The 17476-nt window shown below is 26.3% G+C and carries 14 protein-coding genes; 2 read left to right on the forward strand and 12 right to left on the reverse strand.

The genetic code is table 11. From position 1 onward, the window contains the following. Positions 1-84: 84 nt before the first annotated feature. The 3 genes from AC07E4_RS14830 to AC07E4_RS14840 all read right to left on the reverse strand — a co-directional run bounded on the left by AC07E4_RS14830 (position 85) and on the right by AC07E4_RS14840 (position 3473). Positions 85-1161: a uroporphyrinogen decarboxylase family protein gene (locus tag AC07E4_RS14830; protein WP_478216817.1), complete on the reverse strand. Its 1077-nt coding sequence runs from the start codon at positions 1159-1161 to the stop codon at positions 85-87. Between the two features lie 32 nt (positions 1162-1193). Next, complete coding sequence (locus tag AC07E4_RS14835; RefSeq protein ID WP_034440024.1) at positions 1194-1838, reverse strand: corrinoid protein; 645 nt, start codon at positions 1836-1838, stop codon at positions 1194-1196. Between the two features lie 729 nt (positions 1839-2567). Then, a complete protein-coding gene (locus AC07E4_RS14840) occupies positions 2568-3473 on the reverse strand; it encodes an alpha/beta hydrolase (protein ID WP_478216818.1) in 906 nt (301 codons plus the stop codon). 322 nt (positions 3474-3795) lie between these two features. Between AC07E4_RS14840 and AC07E4_RS14845 the strand changes: the two genes are divergently transcribed. Further along, positions 3796-4638, forward strand: a complete 843-nt coding sequence (locus tag AC07E4_RS14845) for a fused DSP-PTPase phosphatase/NAD kinase-like protein (RefSeq protein ID WP_478216819.1) — start codon at positions 3796-3798, stop codon at positions 4636-4638. A gap of 35 nt (positions 4639-4673) precedes the next feature. Here the strand turns inward: AC07E4_RS14845 and argS are convergent, their stop codons facing one another. Beyond that, positions 4674-6368, reverse strand: a complete 1695-nt coding sequence (gene argS, locus AC07E4_RS14850) for an arginine--tRNA ligase (RefSeq protein ID WP_034440028.1) — start codon at positions 6366-6368, stop codon at positions 4674-4676. 586 nt (positions 6369-6954) lie between these two features. On the opposite strand from argS, the gene AC07E4_RS14855 reads away from it, so the two are divergent. Next, positions 6955-7830, forward strand: a complete 876-nt coding sequence (locus tag AC07E4_RS14855) for a cation diffusion facilitator family transporter (protein ID WP_430829838.1) — start codon at positions 6955-6957, stop codon at positions 7828-7830. A gap of 940 nt (positions 7831-8770) precedes the next feature. On the opposite strand, the gene AC07E4_RS14860 is transcribed toward AC07E4_RS14855, so the two are convergent. The 8 genes from AC07E4_RS14860 to miaA form a co-directional block, all read right to left on the reverse strand. Then, positions 8771-9751, reverse strand: a complete 981-nt coding sequence (locus AC07E4_RS14860; RefSeq protein WP_478216820.1) for a hypothetical protein — start codon at positions 9749-9751, stop codon at positions 8771-8773. 84 nt (positions 9752-9835) lie between these two features. Then, on the reverse strand, positions 9836-10552 hold the full coding sequence (locus AC07E4_RS14865) for a hypothetical protein (RefSeq protein WP_034440033.1): 717 nt from the start codon (positions 10550-10552) through the stop codon (positions 9836-9838). Between the two features lie 151 nt (positions 10553-10703). Then, positions 10704-11213: a hypothetical protein gene (locus tag AC07E4_RS14870; protein WP_034440035.1), complete on the reverse strand. Its 510-nt coding sequence runs from the start codon at positions 11211-11213 to the stop codon at positions 10704-10706. Positions 11214-11346: 133 nt separating this feature from the next. Further along, on the reverse strand, positions 11347-12960 hold the full coding sequence (locus AC07E4_RS14875; RefSeq protein WP_034440036.1) for an ABC-F family ATP-binding cassette domain-containing protein: 1614 nt from the start codon (positions 12958-12960) through the stop codon (positions 11347-11349). A gap of 189 nt (positions 12961-13149) precedes the next feature. Beyond that, positions 13150-14424 (reverse strand): DEAD/DEAH box helicase, encoded by a 1275-nt coding sequence (locus AC07E4_RS14880; protein ID WP_478216821.1) that lies wholly within the window; start codon positions 14422-14424, stop codon positions 13150-13152. Between the two features lie 91 nt (positions 14425-14515). Further along, on the reverse strand, positions 14516-15796 hold the full coding sequence (locus AC07E4_RS14885; RefSeq protein WP_034440041.1) for a methionine gamma-lyase family protein: 1281 nt from the start codon (positions 15794-15796) through the stop codon (positions 14516-14518). Between the two features lie 331 nt (positions 15797-16127). Further along, positions 16128-16379 carry an RNA chaperone Hfq gene (gene hfq / locus AC07E4_RS14890; RefSeq protein WP_034440042.1) on the reverse strand — a complete coding sequence of 84 codons (252 nt, stop codon included), beginning with the start codon at positions 16377-16379 and terminating at the stop codon, positions 16128-16130. Between the two features lie 151 nt (positions 16380-16530). Further along, positions 16531-17475, reverse strand: a complete 945-nt coding sequence (miaA, locus tag AC07E4_RS14895) for a tRNA (adenosine(37)-N6)-dimethylallyltransferase MiaA (protein ID WP_034440095.1) — start codon at positions 17473-17475, stop codon at positions 16531-16533. Position 17476 lies beyond the last annotated feature (1 nt).

The raw sequence follows: 17476 nt of genomic DNA on the forward strand, positions 1-17476 counted from the left end.
ATAACAGATATACCAGTCCAAAATTTTATGAACTGGTATGAATCATGTTTATAATTTTATATCTATTTAAATTTGTATAGGAATCTATAATTCATTTATATTTATTGGATATCTTCCATATAGTCTTGCAGCATCCATTAAAGCCTCTATATTTTCTAGCTTAGTTCCTGCCGGAATTTGACAACCAGTTCTTAATATATATCCTTTTGGACTTCCATATCCTCTTTTTATACATTCTTTAGCTTCTCTCATTATATCTTCTCTTGTTCCATTTTTTATTGTTTCTACTGGTTTTACATTTCCAGATATAAGCATTTTATTTCCTAATATTTTTTTAGCCTCTTCTACATCTTCAATATTATCTATACTTATAGATGTTATACCAGCTTCTGCTACCAATTCCCATATCTCTTTACTTTTTCCGCATATATGAATACCCATACCACCGCCAGTAAGACTTCTAACTTTATCTACACATTTTTTAACATACGGCATTGAGAACTCCCTATACTGTTTTACACTTAATAAACTAGTAGATGACACTGGATCTGACATTGAAAATCCAACACCTAAGTTTGAAGCTGCTTCTATAATTTTTATATTGCATTCAGTAACTAAATCTAAAAGTGTATGTAACTTTTCTGGATTTTTTATCATTGCTCTTAAAAGCTTATCTGTTCCAATAACTGCTGATGCTGCACTTAATGGTCCAGCTACATTACATCCAACACCGACAACATGTCCAAGTTTTTTTTGAATTTTTTCTAATGCTTCTAAACAAACTGGGATTTTTCCATCTTTATATGGATTTATAACATCTAAATTATCTACATCTTTTATATCTTTTAAAACTGGCTCTTCTACATATGAAATACTATTTTTAGGAAAAGCTATTTTACTTCCTAGTGCTTCTCCTACCCCTCTTAATGTAGTATTTACACCTACTGAATCATGCCCTAATTTTTCAAATAGGAACTCTTCAAGATTTGCCATATTGTCAGCAGATCTATAATACTCATCTATATTTATACCTATAAGTGGTGCCATTGAATCACCCATATGTGGCATACATGGTATTCTGTCAAACTCTAGCCCTTTTGAAAAAGCTATCATTCTTTCCTTTGGAGTCATTTCATCCTTTTTTATTACAGTTGTATCCATTTTAACTCCCCCGAGTTTCCCTACAAGTTATTTTACATTGAGTAAACTTCTTTTACTCTTCTAACAGCTTCATTAGCATCTGTTGTATATATATCTGCACCTATATCATTTGCAAATTTTTGTGATACTGGGCCTCCCCCTATCATAACTTTAAATTTTTCTCTTATATTCTTTTCATTTAATTTATCTATAACAGTTTTCATTCCTGGCATAGTTGTTGTCATAAGTGTTGACATACAAATTAAATTTGCATCTTTTTCTTCTGCTTCTTCAACAAATTTCTCTAAAGGTACATCTCTTCCTAAATCATAAACAGTAAATCCTGCTGCTTCCATCATAACCTTTACAAGGTTTTTACCAATATCATGAGTATCACCTTCAACAACACCAATAACAATTTTTAATGGATTTTCTATTATACCTCTATCTAAGTGTGGTTTTAAAATATCTAATCCTTCATTCATAGCATCAGAACATATTAAAACTTCTGGAAGGAAATATTCTTCTTCTTCATAAAGTTTTCCTACTCTATCCATTCCTTTAATTAATCCACAATTTATAGTCTCATATGCTGGTATTCCCATTTGTAATGATTGTTCACATAATTCCTTTGTTAAATCTTCTTCCATATCAACTACTGCATCACTTATATTTTGAAATAATTCTTTTTTGTCCATTTTATTTACCTCCGAAATTAAAATAATAAATATTATTTATATAAATTTATATAATGCTGTCTTTTTTTGTAAATCACTATATATATTTTATGTGATTTATCTTATTATATTGTAAAATCTTTTATAAAATTTTACCAATAGATAAAAACTATAGAAGTTTTACTATCTATTTGATATTTAAATTTTATTTGTTACATTTATATAACAAATACATTTTTTTAAGTGTATATTGATGAATACTATAGGGTTCCAAGCTGAAAAATGAAATTATTCAAATTTTAAATAATACATTTATCAAATGATAACTCTAGAGTTTAAAGTTATTTGTGTTTTTATATTTGGAACCAATTAAGAACTAAGAAGTAAGAGTGAAAAGTTATGGTAGATATTACTCACTTTATTCCTAATATCTAAAAATAGAAATGCTTAAAAACTACGTTTTTATATTGTTTTCAACTAATTTGCTCTGCAAATTTAATAAAAAATCATTCTTTAAAATTGGGAATCCAATTTTTACATTCATTTTCAACTTTCAATTTTCCATTTTCAATTAAATTAATTAGAATTCTCAACTGAAACATGAGTAATTTAAAGTTTTAACTTGGATTGCTATATAAGGTATTTGCTTTTTATGTGCTTGAGTAATTGGAGTTTTAAATAGGAAATCATTTAAATGTTAATTAAAAATAAAAAAGATGACTTCTCTTTATTGATAGTCATCTTTTTTTACTAACCTAACACATTTTTTATAAAGTTCTTAACAGTTTTTTTATATTCTTCTTCATTAACATCATAAGAACACACATGATTTGCACCTTCAACTATATAAATTTCATTTTTATTTCCTTTTTTAGCCTTATACATTTCTTTGCTCATCCATACTGGTACTGTAATATCTTTTGTTCCATGAATAAATAATGTTGGAATTTCACTATTTTTAATGTCATCAATTGGTGATACATCATTCATTGAAAACTTACATTTTATTTTAAAAACTAAGTTTAATATTGGATAGAATGGTGCAAATGGAACCTTACTCATTTTAAATTTATATTTTAATAATTCTTTTCCATTAGAGTACCCACAATCCGCAATTATAAAGTTTATTTTATCATGATGCTTTCCACCATACATTAAAACTGTTGCAGCACCCATTGATTGTCCATGCAATCCTATTGTAATGTCATCTCCAAATTTTACCTTCATTAAATCTACCCATTTATCTAAATCTTTTTGTTCCAATATACCATAAGTTGGATATGATCCCCCACTATCTCCATGTGCTCTTACATCTATAAGTAATACATTAAATCCTTCTGACTTAAATATATTTAAAAATTGTAGAGACATATAATGATTCCCTGTATATCCATGAGATATTATAATAAACTTCTTACTTTTTGGAAAAAAATCAAGATAATACCCCTTTAGTTTACATCCATCATCATTTTCTATTTCTAAATTTTCAAATTCTAAAAAATCATATTCTCTAATGTCATATATTCCTCTTTTAGTTAAAAGATTCATTGATTCTTCTTTATTCTTTTTATGACTATTAATACATTGATTAAATGCAAACCTAACTACATACCAATATATTAAAATTATAGATAAAACTAGTACTAATGCAATCATAGTGTTTAAATTCCTCCGTGTAATAATATAATTAATTTTAACTTATTTAAATATTAATGTATAGTATTGAAAAGTATACTACATTTTAATTTTCTATTAAAATCAAAAGTTGCCAAGACTGCAGTCTTATCTACAAAATAAAAAATATTAACCCCTTACCTAAAAAGAAATAAACGTTTAAGAACGCAATTACAAATGGAGAAAAGACTAAACAACCCCCTCAATTGATAAACTATATTGATAATAATATGAATATTTTTCTATATGAAACTTAATACTAAAGTTAATTAAATTTATAATTATTTTTGAAAGGACATTGTCTATGAGTTATTTTAAAAAACTTTTACTTGTTTTATTACTTATTTTTTCTTTTGCTTTTAATTCCTTTTCAGTTTTAGGATATGATGAAGCTTCTAATATTTATACTGTTTTAGATAATGAAAATTCAAATTCTCTTCCTAATCTTTTTAGAAAAGATGCTTCTTTAAATATATCTGGAAGTGCTCAATTTACTGCTGCTCAAGTTGAAAATATAATAAACAATATAGATAGTAACAAACTATATATTGTAGATCTTAGACAAGAATCTCATGGATTGTTGAATGAAAATATAGCCTTTATGTTTTGGAATCCAAATGTAGATTTAAATGATGGACTTTCTAGTAGTGAAGTTTTAAGAGTTGAATCAAAAGAAATTTCTAAAATTCCTATTAGTTCAGTGATGCATATATATAATAAAAAATTAGATCTTTTAAAAACTGTTAAAGTTCAAAGTGTTTTGTCTGAAAAAAATTTAGTTACCTCAAAAAATATTAATTATATTAGATTTGCTGTAAAGGATAATTATATTCCTTCTGATGATATTGTTGATGAGTTTGTAGACTTTGTAAAATCAGAAGGTAATTCTTCTCATCTACACTTTCACTGTGAAGCTGGAGAAGGTAGAACAACTACATTTATGGCAATGTATCAAATGATGAATAATAAAGATAATTTATCACTTGATGAAATACTTCAATATCAAATTAAATTAGGTGGTATTTCATTAATTGATATACCAATAAGAAAAGATTTTCTTAATACTTTTTATAACTATACAAAGGCTAATATAGATAGCAACTTTGAAGTTCCATATTCTAAATGGGTAGAAAGAAAAGTGATATAAACTTAAAGTTTATATCACTTTTTTATATTGTTTTATTACATTCTGTCTACTACTTCTAAACCTATTAAATTTAAACCATTTTCTATTACTTGAAGTGTTGCTTTTACAAGATTAATTCTTGCATTTTTTACTTCTTCACTTTCTGAATTTGCTATATTATGAGCATTATAGAATTTATTGAACGCCTTAGCAACTTCTATACAATATCTTGTTATCATAAATGGTTGAAGCTTTTCAAGTGCTGAACTTATAGCATTTTCAAAGTTTCCAAGTTCTTTTATAAGTTCAAACTCTTCTTTTGAAGTTAATTTGCTATAATCTATTTCAGAAGTTACACCTTCTCCAACTTTTCTTAATATACTTTTTCCTCTTGCATAAGTATATTGAACATATGGACCTGTTTCTCCTTCAAAGCTTAACATTTCATCCCAGTTAAATACTATATCCTTTTCTCTTGAATTTTTTAAATAAGTAAATACTATAGCACCTATACCAACTTTTCTAGCAACTTCTTCCTTGTTTTCAAGTTCTGGATTCTTCTCATTTATTATCTCTAATGTTTTTAAAACTGCTTCATTTAATAAGTCTTCAAGGAATACTACATCCCCTTTTCTTGTTGAAAGCTTTTTATCTGCAAATCTTACAAGTCCAAAGTTTACGTGAACACAATCCTTTGCCCACTCATGACCCATAAGTTCAATAGTTTTGAAAACTTGTTTAAAGTGAAGTGCTTGGTCCTTTGCAACTACATATATATTTTTGTAAAAATCATATGTTTTCTTTCTATAAAATGCAGCAGCTAAATCACGAGTTGCATATATTGTTGCTCCGTCTGCCTTTTTTATTATACAAGGTGGCATATTATATTCATCAAGCATAACAACTTTTGCACCTTGGCTATCTGTTAGTAATCCTTTTTCATCTATCTCTTCTATTACAGCATCCATTTTATCTGTGTAGAAACTTTCTCCATCAAAAGAATCAAATGAAACATTTAACATTTTAAATAACTTATCAAACTCTTTTAAACTTAAGTTTCTAAATCTAGTCCAAAGTTCAACTTCTTCTTTATTTCCATCTTCTAACAATTTAAAGTGTTTTCTTCCTTCATCATTAAGTTCAGGATTTTTATCTGCTTCTTCATGGAATTTAACATAAACTCTTAGCATTTCTTTTATTGGTTCTTTTTCTAACGCTTCTTCATCACCCCAATTGTTATAAGCATAAATAAGCTTACCAAATTGAGTTCCCCAGTCTCCTAAATGGTTTATTCCTATTGCATTATATCCATGAAACTTGAATGATTTATATAATGAATTTCCAAGCATAGTTGTAAATAAGTGACCTACATGGAATGGTTTTGCTATATTTGCTGAACAATACTCAACAATAACATTTTTTCCTTCACCATCATTGTTAGAACCATAATTTTTACCTTCACTTAAAATCTTATCTATAGTATTTTTTATAAGTATTTCTTTATTTACAAAAAAGTTTAAGTATGGTCCAAAAGCTTCAACTTTTTCAAAGTTATCATCGTTTATTTTTTCTTTTATTTCACCTGATATCATTTGTGGTGCTTTTCTCATTGTTTTAGCTAATGAAAAACAAGGAAATGCATAATCACCCATATCTGCCTTAGGTGGTATTTCTATTAATTTTTCTATTTCTTCAATATCCATATCAATATGATTTTTTAATATATTAGCTATATAATTTTTATAATCCATAAATATTCCTCCAAACTTTTCTTTATATATTACAAATTTTATTTTTTTACAATATAAAAAACCCGTCTCTAATAAAAGAGACGGGATTATCCGCGGTACCACTCTAGTTGACTTATAATAAAATAAGTCCCCTTATACTTTAACGCTACATAGCGACAATTTTTTGTTAATAAAATTAACTTTCTCAAATTGCTTTTCCAAGGTTCTCTTCCTATAGCAAATGCTACATTCTCATGTTACCACTTGAATTTCTATAAATTTATAGAGCTTTCACCAACCTCTACTCGCTTAAAAATTTTTTAGAAAGTACTGTCCTCTTCATAAAATTTATTTTTTTCAATTATACACTATATTATATACAGCTTTAACAATTTGTCAACTAAAAGTTTATTTGATAATGGTACCCATACCCTTTATCATTTAAAAAAGTACATCTTATAATCATCGATTTCATTCTCAATTGATAATATAGTCCATCTATTTTTTTACATTTTTTCTATTAACATTTTAGTGTTTTTAGTATACTATATATATTATACTTGTTTTAAAGTAAATATTTTTTATATCAATTGATAATGGAGGAGACATGGATAATAGATTAGAAATAGGAATGAAAGTTAGTAAAAATACAATTATAGGTAATGCTATTTTATCTATATTAAAAGTTTTAGCAGGTATTATTTCCAAAAGCAATGCTATGATTGCTGATGGAATACATTCTTTTTCAGACGTAGTAAGCACTATAGGTGTTATCATTGGTTTAAAACTTTCTAATAAACCCGAAGACTCCAAGCATCCATACGGACATGAAAAAATAGAAAGTTTATCTTCACTTTTTTTATCAGTAATGCTTTTTGTTGTTGCAATTGGTATTGGTATTTCTGGAGTAAAAAATATAGTTTCTAAAAACTTTGTTACTCCTGGTACATTAGCAATTTATGCAGCCATAATTTCTATAGTAACTAAAGAATGGATGTATTTCTATACTATGAAATATGCTAAACTTATAAATAGTTCTTCTATGAAAGCAGATGCATGGCATCATAGATCAGACTCTCTTTCTTCTATAGGTGCTTTAATTGGAATTGTAGGAGCAAGACTTGGATATCCTATACTAGATAGTATTGCATCACTTATAATTAGTGCTTTAATACTAAAGGTTGCTTACGATATAGTAAAACAAAGTATTTCACAATTAATTGATGAATCTGCCGACAAAGAAACTATTACTAAAATTAAAAATAAAATCTATTCTATAAGCGGTGTTGAAAAAATAGACAAACTTCAAACTAGATTACATGCTAATAGAATTTACGTTGATGTAGAAATTTCTGTTGACTCTAATTTAACTGTTGAAGAAGGACATAATATAGCTATGAAAATTCATAATTCTATAGAAGAAGATGAATCTATAAAACATTGTATGGTTCATGTTAATCCATATACTTCAACTAATATTTAATTTTAAAAAGCATACTAAATATATGGTTCAAAGTAATCTTTTTATCAAATAATACTATTTAGCTTATAGTTTATTCTGATATCATGTTGGGAACCAATTAACAATGATGGTGAATATGCCCGGGGATTGAAATCCCCGCTACATTTTTTTATTTGTACTTCAAATAAAATTAATATAATATTTATCCATAAAAGGTTTATTTGGGAGAATAAATTCCCATTATAATATTCTTACTGACCATAGTTTTAATAATAAATATAACTATTACTTTAGACAGTTCAATTTTACCCTTTATCGTTAATTATTAGTTTTTATACATTAGTTTAAATATATTTTAAATATCTTTTTTTCAACTGAAATAATAGTATTTTCATTTTTCAGCGTGGAGTCATATATAGGGTTCCACGTTCAAATTTTAAATAACAAATTTATTAATTGAAAAGATTTTTTTGTTTATCAAGGAACAGGAATTATTTAAATTAGTATTTCTTTAAAAATTGATTTAGAAAATCTTATTAATTTGTGTTTTATTTTCAAGACCTGAACCCAAGGACGGGTTCAGCGACTGCCTAGACAAGATGTCGTGTGAACTAAATTTAGAAATATGTAATTGAAAATTCAATGTATATTTTTTATAAATCAAGGAAGTAATTCATATCAATAACGGCATTTTATTAATGTGAATTACTGACGAAGAGTTATGAAAAATAAACTAGAATTTAATTACATAGATCTTAATTTAGTTCACTAATAGCCGTTTAGTCTTGGAAATAAAATGGCAAATTCATTAGAGTTTCTTTGAAATTTTTATGAATAACGTTTTAAATAATTTCTGTTTCTTGGAATAACATTATTCTCATTTAATATTTGAATAATTTCATTTTTCAGATTGAAACCCTATATAGTGTTCCTTTTAAGTTATAAAAATAAATTAAATCAACTATCCTGTTTCTTTAAAATTATTTTTAAAGCTTAATTTGAATTTTTCTTCTTTTAATATTTCCACATTGTATTTAAATGCATTAATTATTTTATATTTACATTTAAAATTTTCTTTTTCATTAGAACAACTTACAAACTCTGTACATATATTTTCACTATATTTATTTATATTTATTTTTATATCTTTAATGGTATCCTTCCCATCTTTAAAAACATTAAATTTTAATGGAACTCTCTTAGATATTTCAAAAGGAGTATATATAGTGTAATACTTGCTTTCACTACAAAATCCATTTGAAACAATATCTTTAGGTTTTAAATATTTTATATTAGTTGTTAACAAACCTTTATAAACTAACATACCTTCTTTTTTATTTTCACATTTAAAACACACTGGTTTACATGCTGATATTTCACTTTTGGCACTTAATATTTTCAATACTGGTTCATTGAATTCTACCTCACCTAAAACTAAATCATTTATTTCTGAATCAATTAATACAACATCACTTTTTAAAATGCTTTCTTTTGAAATTTCTCCTACACTGTCATTTTTATTACTTTTTTGCATATTTATAGAACTATCCATTTTTCCATATTCTTTTATTGTTGTACTACATACTTCTTTTTCTGTATTATGTTTTATATTTTCTGTATTATTATTTACACTTATCATTTTTAAAACTTGTTGATTTTCTAACTCATTATTTATGTTATTATTTCTATTGTTATGAATTTGTTCCTCATAAATTTCGCAATTATCTTTTTTGCAACTTTTTTCTTTTATCTTTTTTGTATCTTTTCTAATATTTATATTATTTTCACTATCTACAACATCTACTTTAGATATATCTTTATTATTATTATTATTTAGATATAGATACATTAATATATAACTTAAGTCTTTATAATTAATTTTGAATTTTTTTACTATCAAATCTACAACAATTTGTATTAATAAGAATTCTATATTCTCCATAAACCCACCTTAATATACATTTTTTACTATTAGTTTATAAAAAAAGTGTAGAATTGTTACACTCTACACCTTTTATTTTTTATTCTATTCTGGACATACTACCATTTCTTGAAATACTTCAAATTTGAAAGTCACAACCATTTTTTCTGTAAAAATATTATACAATTTGCTATGATGACAACCTTCCTCATCATCTCTACAAACATCATATTCTTTTATTTTCCATTTTATTAATTCACAATAAGGAGGTTTAACTAATGAACCTTTTTCTGATGATTCCCACTCACATAAAGCAGGTCCCATAGTTCCTTTGTCGCATGCTCCCATTGTATTTTGAAGATAATCATATTTTCTTGTTTCTTCTCTATCCGGATTTCTTCCTATCTTTATATCTTCTATTGGTCCAGCAAATCTAAATGGAACTTTAACTACGATATCTTTTAAATTATTTCTATATGATTTACATTTATCTATATCTATATGACAATCAACAGGTGTAGCATATCTTATATCTTTTACAATATAACCTTCAACTATAATATTTCCAAATACTAATTTGCATTGAGTTATTACAGGTGTTTTTGTTACTCCTTTTATCTCTACGTATCCTTCTGGTATATAAGTGTCATCTACTACTATTCCACCTACTTCTACTTCACCAAGTTTCTTTATTATTTTCTCTCCATATTTCTTCTTAGATTCAACATTAGTGCTTAATACCTTTGATCTTATTTCTATATCACTGCATTCTCTATTTTCACATTCATTAGTTGATGCATTTGGTATATTCTTACAGCTCATTATTTTCTTCACCTCATTGCAAGATTATTATAACACTATAAATAATGTTATAATTATAAAGTTCAATTTAAACTTCATATTATAATATATATCTTACCTACCTTTATTGTTACAATTTACTACATTTTTCAGTCAATTATACTCTATTCTCTTACAATATATTTATTTTTATATATCTCTTTTCGTAAATATCAAACTCCAAATTTACAACTACATTTTGGACTAATTTTATATTTAAATTTTCACACTCATCATTTGCATTATAAAAATCTAATATTTTTATATTATAATTAACTAAGTCTACATATGCTTCACTTACATTTTTATATTCATTTATAAATGTAGCAAATTGAAATGAAGTTTTATTCTTTATGCTTCTTAAATATTCTTTATTGGTACTATACTCTATGTCACTTAAAATATATCCATCAACAATTAATGTGTTTGCTACAACTTTTGAACTTTGTATAACCACTTTTTTATCACACTTACATATTTTTTTATATCCCTCTATTATATTAAAGTTTTCAACTAACTCACCTACTAAATTTACATTAGAAACTAACACTGGTATTTTAGCTGTATTTATATGTTCTTCATCTATTTCATAATCTTTTTTATCTACACCAAAGTTCTCATTATCATCTAGAAACTCAATCATAAATTTTCACTCCTAATTTATTCCTATATTATTTTATTACTTTCAAATTAAATAGGTTACCTTATAAAACAAAAAAGAGATACACCTATTCTAAATTAAGATGTATCTCTTTATAATATAATTTAAATATAAATTATTTGTTCATTTCTTTTACTTTGTTTTGAACTTCATCATTTTCTAAGTATTCATCATATGTCATAGTTCTATCCATAACGCCTTCTTTAGTAATTTCAATTACTCTATTTGATATTGTCTCAATGAACTGGTGGTCATGCGATGTAAATAACATAGTTCCATTAAAGCTCATTAATCCATTATTTAATGCAGTTATTGATTCAAGATCTAAATGGTTTGTTGGTTCATCTAATATTAATACATTAGCTGAACTTAACATCATTTTTGCAAGCATACAACGAACCTTTTCTCCTCCTGATAATACATTAGCACTTTTTAAAGCTTCTTCTCCAGAGAATAACATTCTTCCTAAGAATCCTCTTATAAAGCTCTCAGATTTTTCTTCTGAATATTGTCTTAACCAGTCAACAAGACTTAAATCACATCCATCAAAGTACTCTGAATTATCACTTGGGAAGTAACTTTGAGATGTTGTAACACCCCATTTAAACTCTCCACTATCAGCTTCCATTTCACCCATAAGTATTTTGAATAATGTTGTTTTAGCCGTACCATCACCTAAGAATATAATCTTATCATCTTTGTTTATTCTAAAACTTACATTATTTAAAACTTTTTCTCCGTCTATAGTTTTGCATAGATCTTTAACTTCTAAAAGTTCATTTCCTGCTTCTCTTTCTGGTTTAAATCCAACAAAAGGATATCTTCTAGTTGATGGTTTTATATCATCTAGTGTAAGTTTATCTAATTGTTTCTTTCTACTAGTTGCTTGCTTTGCTTTAGAAGCATTAGAACTAAATCTAGCTATGAATGATTGTAATTCTTTCATTTTTTCTTCTTTTTTCTTGTTTTGATCCTTTGCCATTTGTAATGCTAATTGACTTGATTCATACCAGAAATCATAGTTTCCTACATATAATTGAATCTTTCCAAAATCAACATCAGCCATATGAGTACACACTTTATTTAAGAAGTGTCTATCATGGGATACAACTATTACTGTTCCTTCAAAATCTAATAAGAAATTTTCAAGCCAGTTTATAGATTTTATATCTAAGTGGTTAGTAGGCTCATCCATGATTAAAATGTCTGGTTTACCAAATAATGCTTGAGCCAGTAATACCTTAACCTTCTCTGAACCTTCTAAATCCCCCATTAATTTTGTATGTAAATCTTCGCTTACGCCTAATCCATTTAATAATGTTGCTGCTTCACTTTCCGCTTCCCATCCATTAAGTTCTGCAAACTCACATTCAAGCTCTGATGCTTTCATTCCATCTTCATCACTAAAGTCTGGTTTAGCATATAACGCATCTTTTTCTTCCATTATTTGTATAAGTCTTTCATGACCCATCATAACTGTTTTTAAAACTTCAACATCATCATAAGCAAAGTGATCTTGTTTTAAAACTGCTAATCTTTGTCCTGGTGTCATAGAAACATCTCCTGTGTTTGCTTCTATTTCTCCTGACAATATCTTAAGAAATGTAGATTTTCCCGCTCCATTTGCACCTATTATTCCGTAGCAGTTTCCCTCTGTAAATTTTATGTTAACATCTTCAAATAGTTTTCTTGATCCGTATCTCAAACTAACATTAGTTGCTTGTATCATTAATTCTTGCCCTCCAAATAGTGTTTTTATTTTATTCTATTTTTTAAATAGTTAATATCTTTTTACACATATGTTTTTTATTATAACATACTAAATTGTATTTTTACAACCTTAGCTTTTTTATGAGCCTAATAATTTAATTTTTAAAATAGGTGCAAAACACTTATTGCACCTATTTTCTTGTTTTATCTATTTTTTCTTATTCCAATACTTACTTTTTTCATAAGTATTTTTATTATTGGTGATTTTTTCATTATTTCTATTTTGTTTTTTAACTTTCTTCTTTTTAGGTATATCTACAATTTCACTTATAGATTTTTTTTGTTCTTCATTTACTACATTTCCAAAGTATAATTCTTTTAAATCTATATCTATACTAAATTTATTCTTTATTTTTGTTATCATAGGCTTCTCATTTTCGGTGATTATAGAAGCACAAACACCTCTATTTTGACCTCTACCACATCTACCTGCTCTATGTATATAATCCATTTCATTTTCTGGAATATCTAAATTTATTATATGAGTTACTCCTCTAATATCTAACCCTCTTGATGTTAAATCAGAAGATACTAATACATTGCTTTTTCCTTGAATAAATGCATCCATTGATTTTTTTCTTTCAGCTTTAAAATTTTCTCCAGAAATACCCTCTGCTTTGATACCATGATATCTAAGTTTGTCTGCTATTACATTTATTCCATTACTATTATTTATAAAAACTATTGCTTTTTTAGGTTTTAAAGATGCTATAAGTTTTCTAATCATTAAAATTTTATCTCTTCTTTCACATACAAAATACATATGCTCAATGTTTTTATTAGCTATAGGTTTTTGTTCTTCTTTTAATACCACTGGTTCCTTCATATTTTCTTTTGAAAATTTTAAAACTTCATCAGTTACAGTTGCTGAAAAACATAAAACTTGTCTTTCACGAAGTGTAGTTTTTATAACAGCTTTTGTCATTTTCTCATTGTTTTCATCTAATAATTTATCACATTCATCTATAATTATAGTTTTAACAGTATGTGCTGCTATTTTTTTCATTTTTATAAGCTCTAAAATTCTTCCACTTGATCCTATTATTATATGTGGTTTTTCTTTTAGTTTTTCTACTTGTCTTTTTATATTTACATTTCCTATTATAGTCATAGATGTAATTCCCATATTACTGTCTTTAGATAATTTATCTATAACTTTATGTACTTGTACTGCAAGTTCATGAGTTGGTGTCAATATTATAACTTGATTTTCTCTTTTAGAAGCTTCAACCTTTTTAAATATAGGTAATACATATGCTAATGTTTTTCCACTTCCTGTTTCACTTTCTGCAACTACATCTTTATTCTCTAAGCAAACTGGTATAGCCTTACTTTGTATAGGTGTAGGCTCCTTTATTCCTTGTAGTGTTAATGCATTTATTATATTTTCATCTATATTTAGACTTTTAAAATTATCTTCCATTAATATCTCTCCTTAATTTCTTTTATTTTATATTGTTAACAACTTTTCATCAAAATACCTCTATGATATAAAAATCATAGAGGTATAATTATTATTTCATCATTTTTGTTAATGCTATTAATATTCCTGTTTTAGCATGTTCAAAAGTTAATCCACCTTGAAGGTATGCTATATATGGATCTCTTATTGGTGCATCTGCTGATAGTTCAATTGACGAACCTTGTATAAATGCTCCTGCTGCCATTATAACCTGATCTGTATATCCTGGCATATCCCATGGTTCACATTCTACAAATGAATCTATTGGTGAACCTGCTTGAATTCCCTTACAGAAATTTATTAATTTATCCTTATCATTGAATTTTATAGCTTGAATTATATCTGATCTTTCATCATTATATTTTGGAAGAACTTCAAATCCTGAAAGTTCCATAATTCTAGCACAGAATATTGCTCCTTTTACAGCTTCAATTGCTACATGTGGTGCTAAAAATAATCCTTGGAATAAAGTTCTCATAACACCAAAAGTTGAACCACACTCTCCACCAATTCCAGGTATTGTTAATCTATATGCAGCTCCATTTACACATTCTTGCTTACCTGCAATATATCCTCCAGTTGGTGCAATTCCACCACCTATGTTTTTTATAAGAGAACCTGCTACTAAATCTGCACCTACATCTGTTGGCTCTATTGTTTGAATAAATTCTCCATAGCAATTGTCTACAAAACAAATTATGTTTTCATTTATTTCTTTTACTGCATCTATTATAGGTTTTATATCTCTTACTAATAATGAATTTCTCCAACCATAGCCAGTTGATCTTTGAATATGTACTAACTTTATACTTGAATCTTCTTTTATTGTTTTTTTCATAAGTTCTATATCAACTTTATTATCTTTAAGCTCTAATTGCTTATATTTCACACCATATTCTTTAAGTGAACCTATGTTTTCTTCTCCACTAATTCCTATTATGTTATGTAATGTATCATATGGCGAACCACAAACACTTAACATAGTGTCATTTGGTCTTAAGTTTCCAAAAAGTGCAGCCCCAATTGCATGTGTACCATTAACAAAATGTGGTCTTACAAGTGCTGCTTCTGTATTGAACACTTTTGCATAAACTTTATCAAGTGCATCTCTACCAACATCGCCATAACCATATCCTGATGAATTAGTAAAGTGCATATCACTTATTCTTTCCTCTTGAAGAGCATTTAAAACCTTTAATTGATTGTATTCCTTTATATCATCTAACTTTTTAAACTCTTCTTTTACATCTTCTAATGCTATTTGAGATAACTCAAATAATTCTTCGCTTATATGAAACTTTTTCATTAAAAATTCTTTTGTTATATCTAACATTTCTGTACTCCCCTTACTTTACTTATGTATAAATCTCTATTTAAGATTAAATTTTAAATTAAAAATAGTAAAATTACTATAATTTTAAAATTATATAATATTTATCTACGAATAAAATCATCTTATATTATATACCATTTAATCATCTCGAAACAAGTTTAAACTATAATTAAATAAAAAAACACCTAAATAGTAATGTTACGCTAATAAAATCTAGATATTTAATAAACTTAAATTTATATGTAAAAAGCACAGAATATAAAAATATACTGTGCTTTTTACTAAAAGAAATCTTAACTTAATATATCATATAACATTAATGTGTTTAAAATTACAATTCAGATTCCTCTTTAGAATCATTATTGGTAAATAATATTTGCTTTAATGGTGTTATAGTTGAAATCGCATGTTTATATATAAGCATTTGCTTTCCTTCTGAAAATAATACTACTGTAAAGCTATCAAATCCATTAACATTTCCTTTAATTTGAAACCCATTAGTTAAATGAATAGTTACAGGTATTCTATTTTTTCTTGCTCCATTTAAAAATATATCTTGTAAGTTATTTGTTGATTTTGTCATCTTTAATACCTCCATAATATTTTGTACCCCTATTTTTTATAAATTTATCAATAGTGATAAAGTTACTTTTCTTACATTTTTTCTCATTTCTTTTCTATATATTTTATTCTATATATTTTTCCAAATTCCTTTATTATTTAAGGATATTACTCTAATTATTGCATATTTTTCTTTTTATAAAATCATTCTTTATAAAGTTTACAATTTCTTCATCATTTTTAAAGTCATCTTTATTTATCCACTTGACTCTAGAATCTTTTCTAAACCAAGTTAACTGTCTTTTAGCATAATTTCTACTAAATTGTTTTATCATATTTACAGCATCCTCAAGTGAAATTTCACCTTCTAAATATGATAATAATTCTTTATATCCAATACCTTTCATAGATTGCATATCTTTTGTATATCCTTTTTCTTTTAAAGCCTTAACTTCATCTAAAAGACCTTTTTCCATCATAATGTCTACTCTTCTATTAATTCTTTCATAAAGTTTTTCTCTATCCATATTTAATACATAGTAGTTTACATTGTATGGTATATCATATATATTTTGTTCCTTTAAATATTGGCTCATTGTTTTATTTGTTGTTTTATATACTTCCAAAGCTCTAATAACTCTTTTTAAATCATTTGGATATAACTTGTTATAACTTTCTACATCTATTTCCTTTAACATTTCATGAATATATTCTTTTCCTTTTATTTCAGCTAACTCTTCTAATTCTTTTCTATAATTTTCGTCTTTATCTGTATCACCAAAACTATAGTTAAATATTAAAGAATTTATATAAAGACCTGTTCCACCTACTATCATTGGAACCTTATTTCTCTTAGATATATCCTCTATAAAAATTTCTGCATTTTTTTTAAATTCAGCCACACTAAATTCTTCACATGGCGGTATAACATCAATTAAATGATGCTTAATTCCTCTCATTTCCTCTTTTGAAATTTTAGCAGAACCAATGTTCATTTCTTTGTAAATTTGCATAGAATCACAAGATATTATCTCACCATTTAATTCTTCTGCAAGTTTTATTGAAATCTCCGTCTTTCCAACTGCTGTTGGACCTGCTAGTATAAATAAATCTTTCATT

The organism is Clostridium amazonense, from assembly GCF_056431285.1.

Excerpts from the sequence above, each read along its gene's own strand:
- AC07E4_RS14860 (WP_478216820.1), bottom strand. The coding sequence starts at position 9,751 with ATGGAGAATATAGAATTCTTATTAATACAAATTGTTGTAGATTTGATA.
- hfq (WP_034440042.1), bottom strand. The coding sequence starts at position 16,379 with ATGACAAAATCAACAAATAACTTACAAGATATATTTTTAAATGGAGCA.
- AC07E4_RS14880 (WP_478216821.1), bottom strand. The coding sequence starts at position 14,424 with ATGGAAGATAATTTTAAAAGTCTAAATATAGATGAAAATATAATAAAT.
- AC07E4_RS14870 (WP_034440035.1), bottom strand. The coding sequence starts at position 11,213 with ATGATTGAGTTTCTAGATGATAATGAGAACTTTGGTGTAGATAAAAAA.
- AC07E4_RS14835 (WP_034440024.1), bottom strand. The coding sequence starts at position 1,838 with ATGGACAAAAAAGAATTATTTCAAAATATAAGTGATGCAGTAGTTGAT.
- AC07E4_RS14855 (WP_430829838.1), top strand. The coding sequence starts at position 6,955 with ATGGATAATAGATTAGAAATAGGAATGAAAGTTAGTAAAAATACAATT.
- miaA (WP_034440095.1), bottom strand. The coding sequence starts at position 17,475 with ATGAAAGATTTATTTATACTAGCAGGTCCAACAGCAGTTGGAAAGACG.
- AC07E4_RS14840 (WP_478216818.1), bottom strand. The coding sequence starts at position 3,473 with ATGATTGCATTAGTACTAGTTTTATCTATAATTTTAATATATTGGTAT.
- AC07E4_RS14830 (WP_478216817.1), bottom strand. The coding sequence starts at position 1,161 with ATGGATACAACTGTAATAAAAAAGGATGAAATGACTCCAAAGGAAAGA.
- argS (WP_034440028.1), bottom strand. The coding sequence starts at position 6,368 with ATGGATTATAAAAATTATATAGCTAATATATTAAAAAATCATATTGAT.
- AC07E4_RS14875 (WP_034440036.1), bottom strand. The coding sequence starts at position 12,960 with ATGATACAAGCAACTAATGTTAGTTTGAGATACGGATCAAGAAAACTA.
- AC07E4_RS14885 (WP_034440041.1), bottom strand. The coding sequence starts at position 15,796 with ATGTTAGATATAACAAAAGAATTTTTAATGAAAAAGTTTCATATAAGC.
- AC07E4_RS14865 (WP_034440033.1), bottom strand. The coding sequence starts at position 10,552 with ATGAGCTGTAAGAATATACCAAATGCATCAACTAATGAATGTGAAAAT.
- AC07E4_RS14845 (WP_478216819.1), top strand. The coding sequence starts at position 3,796 with ATGAGTTATTTTAAAAAACTTTTACTTGTTTTATTACTTATTTTTTCT.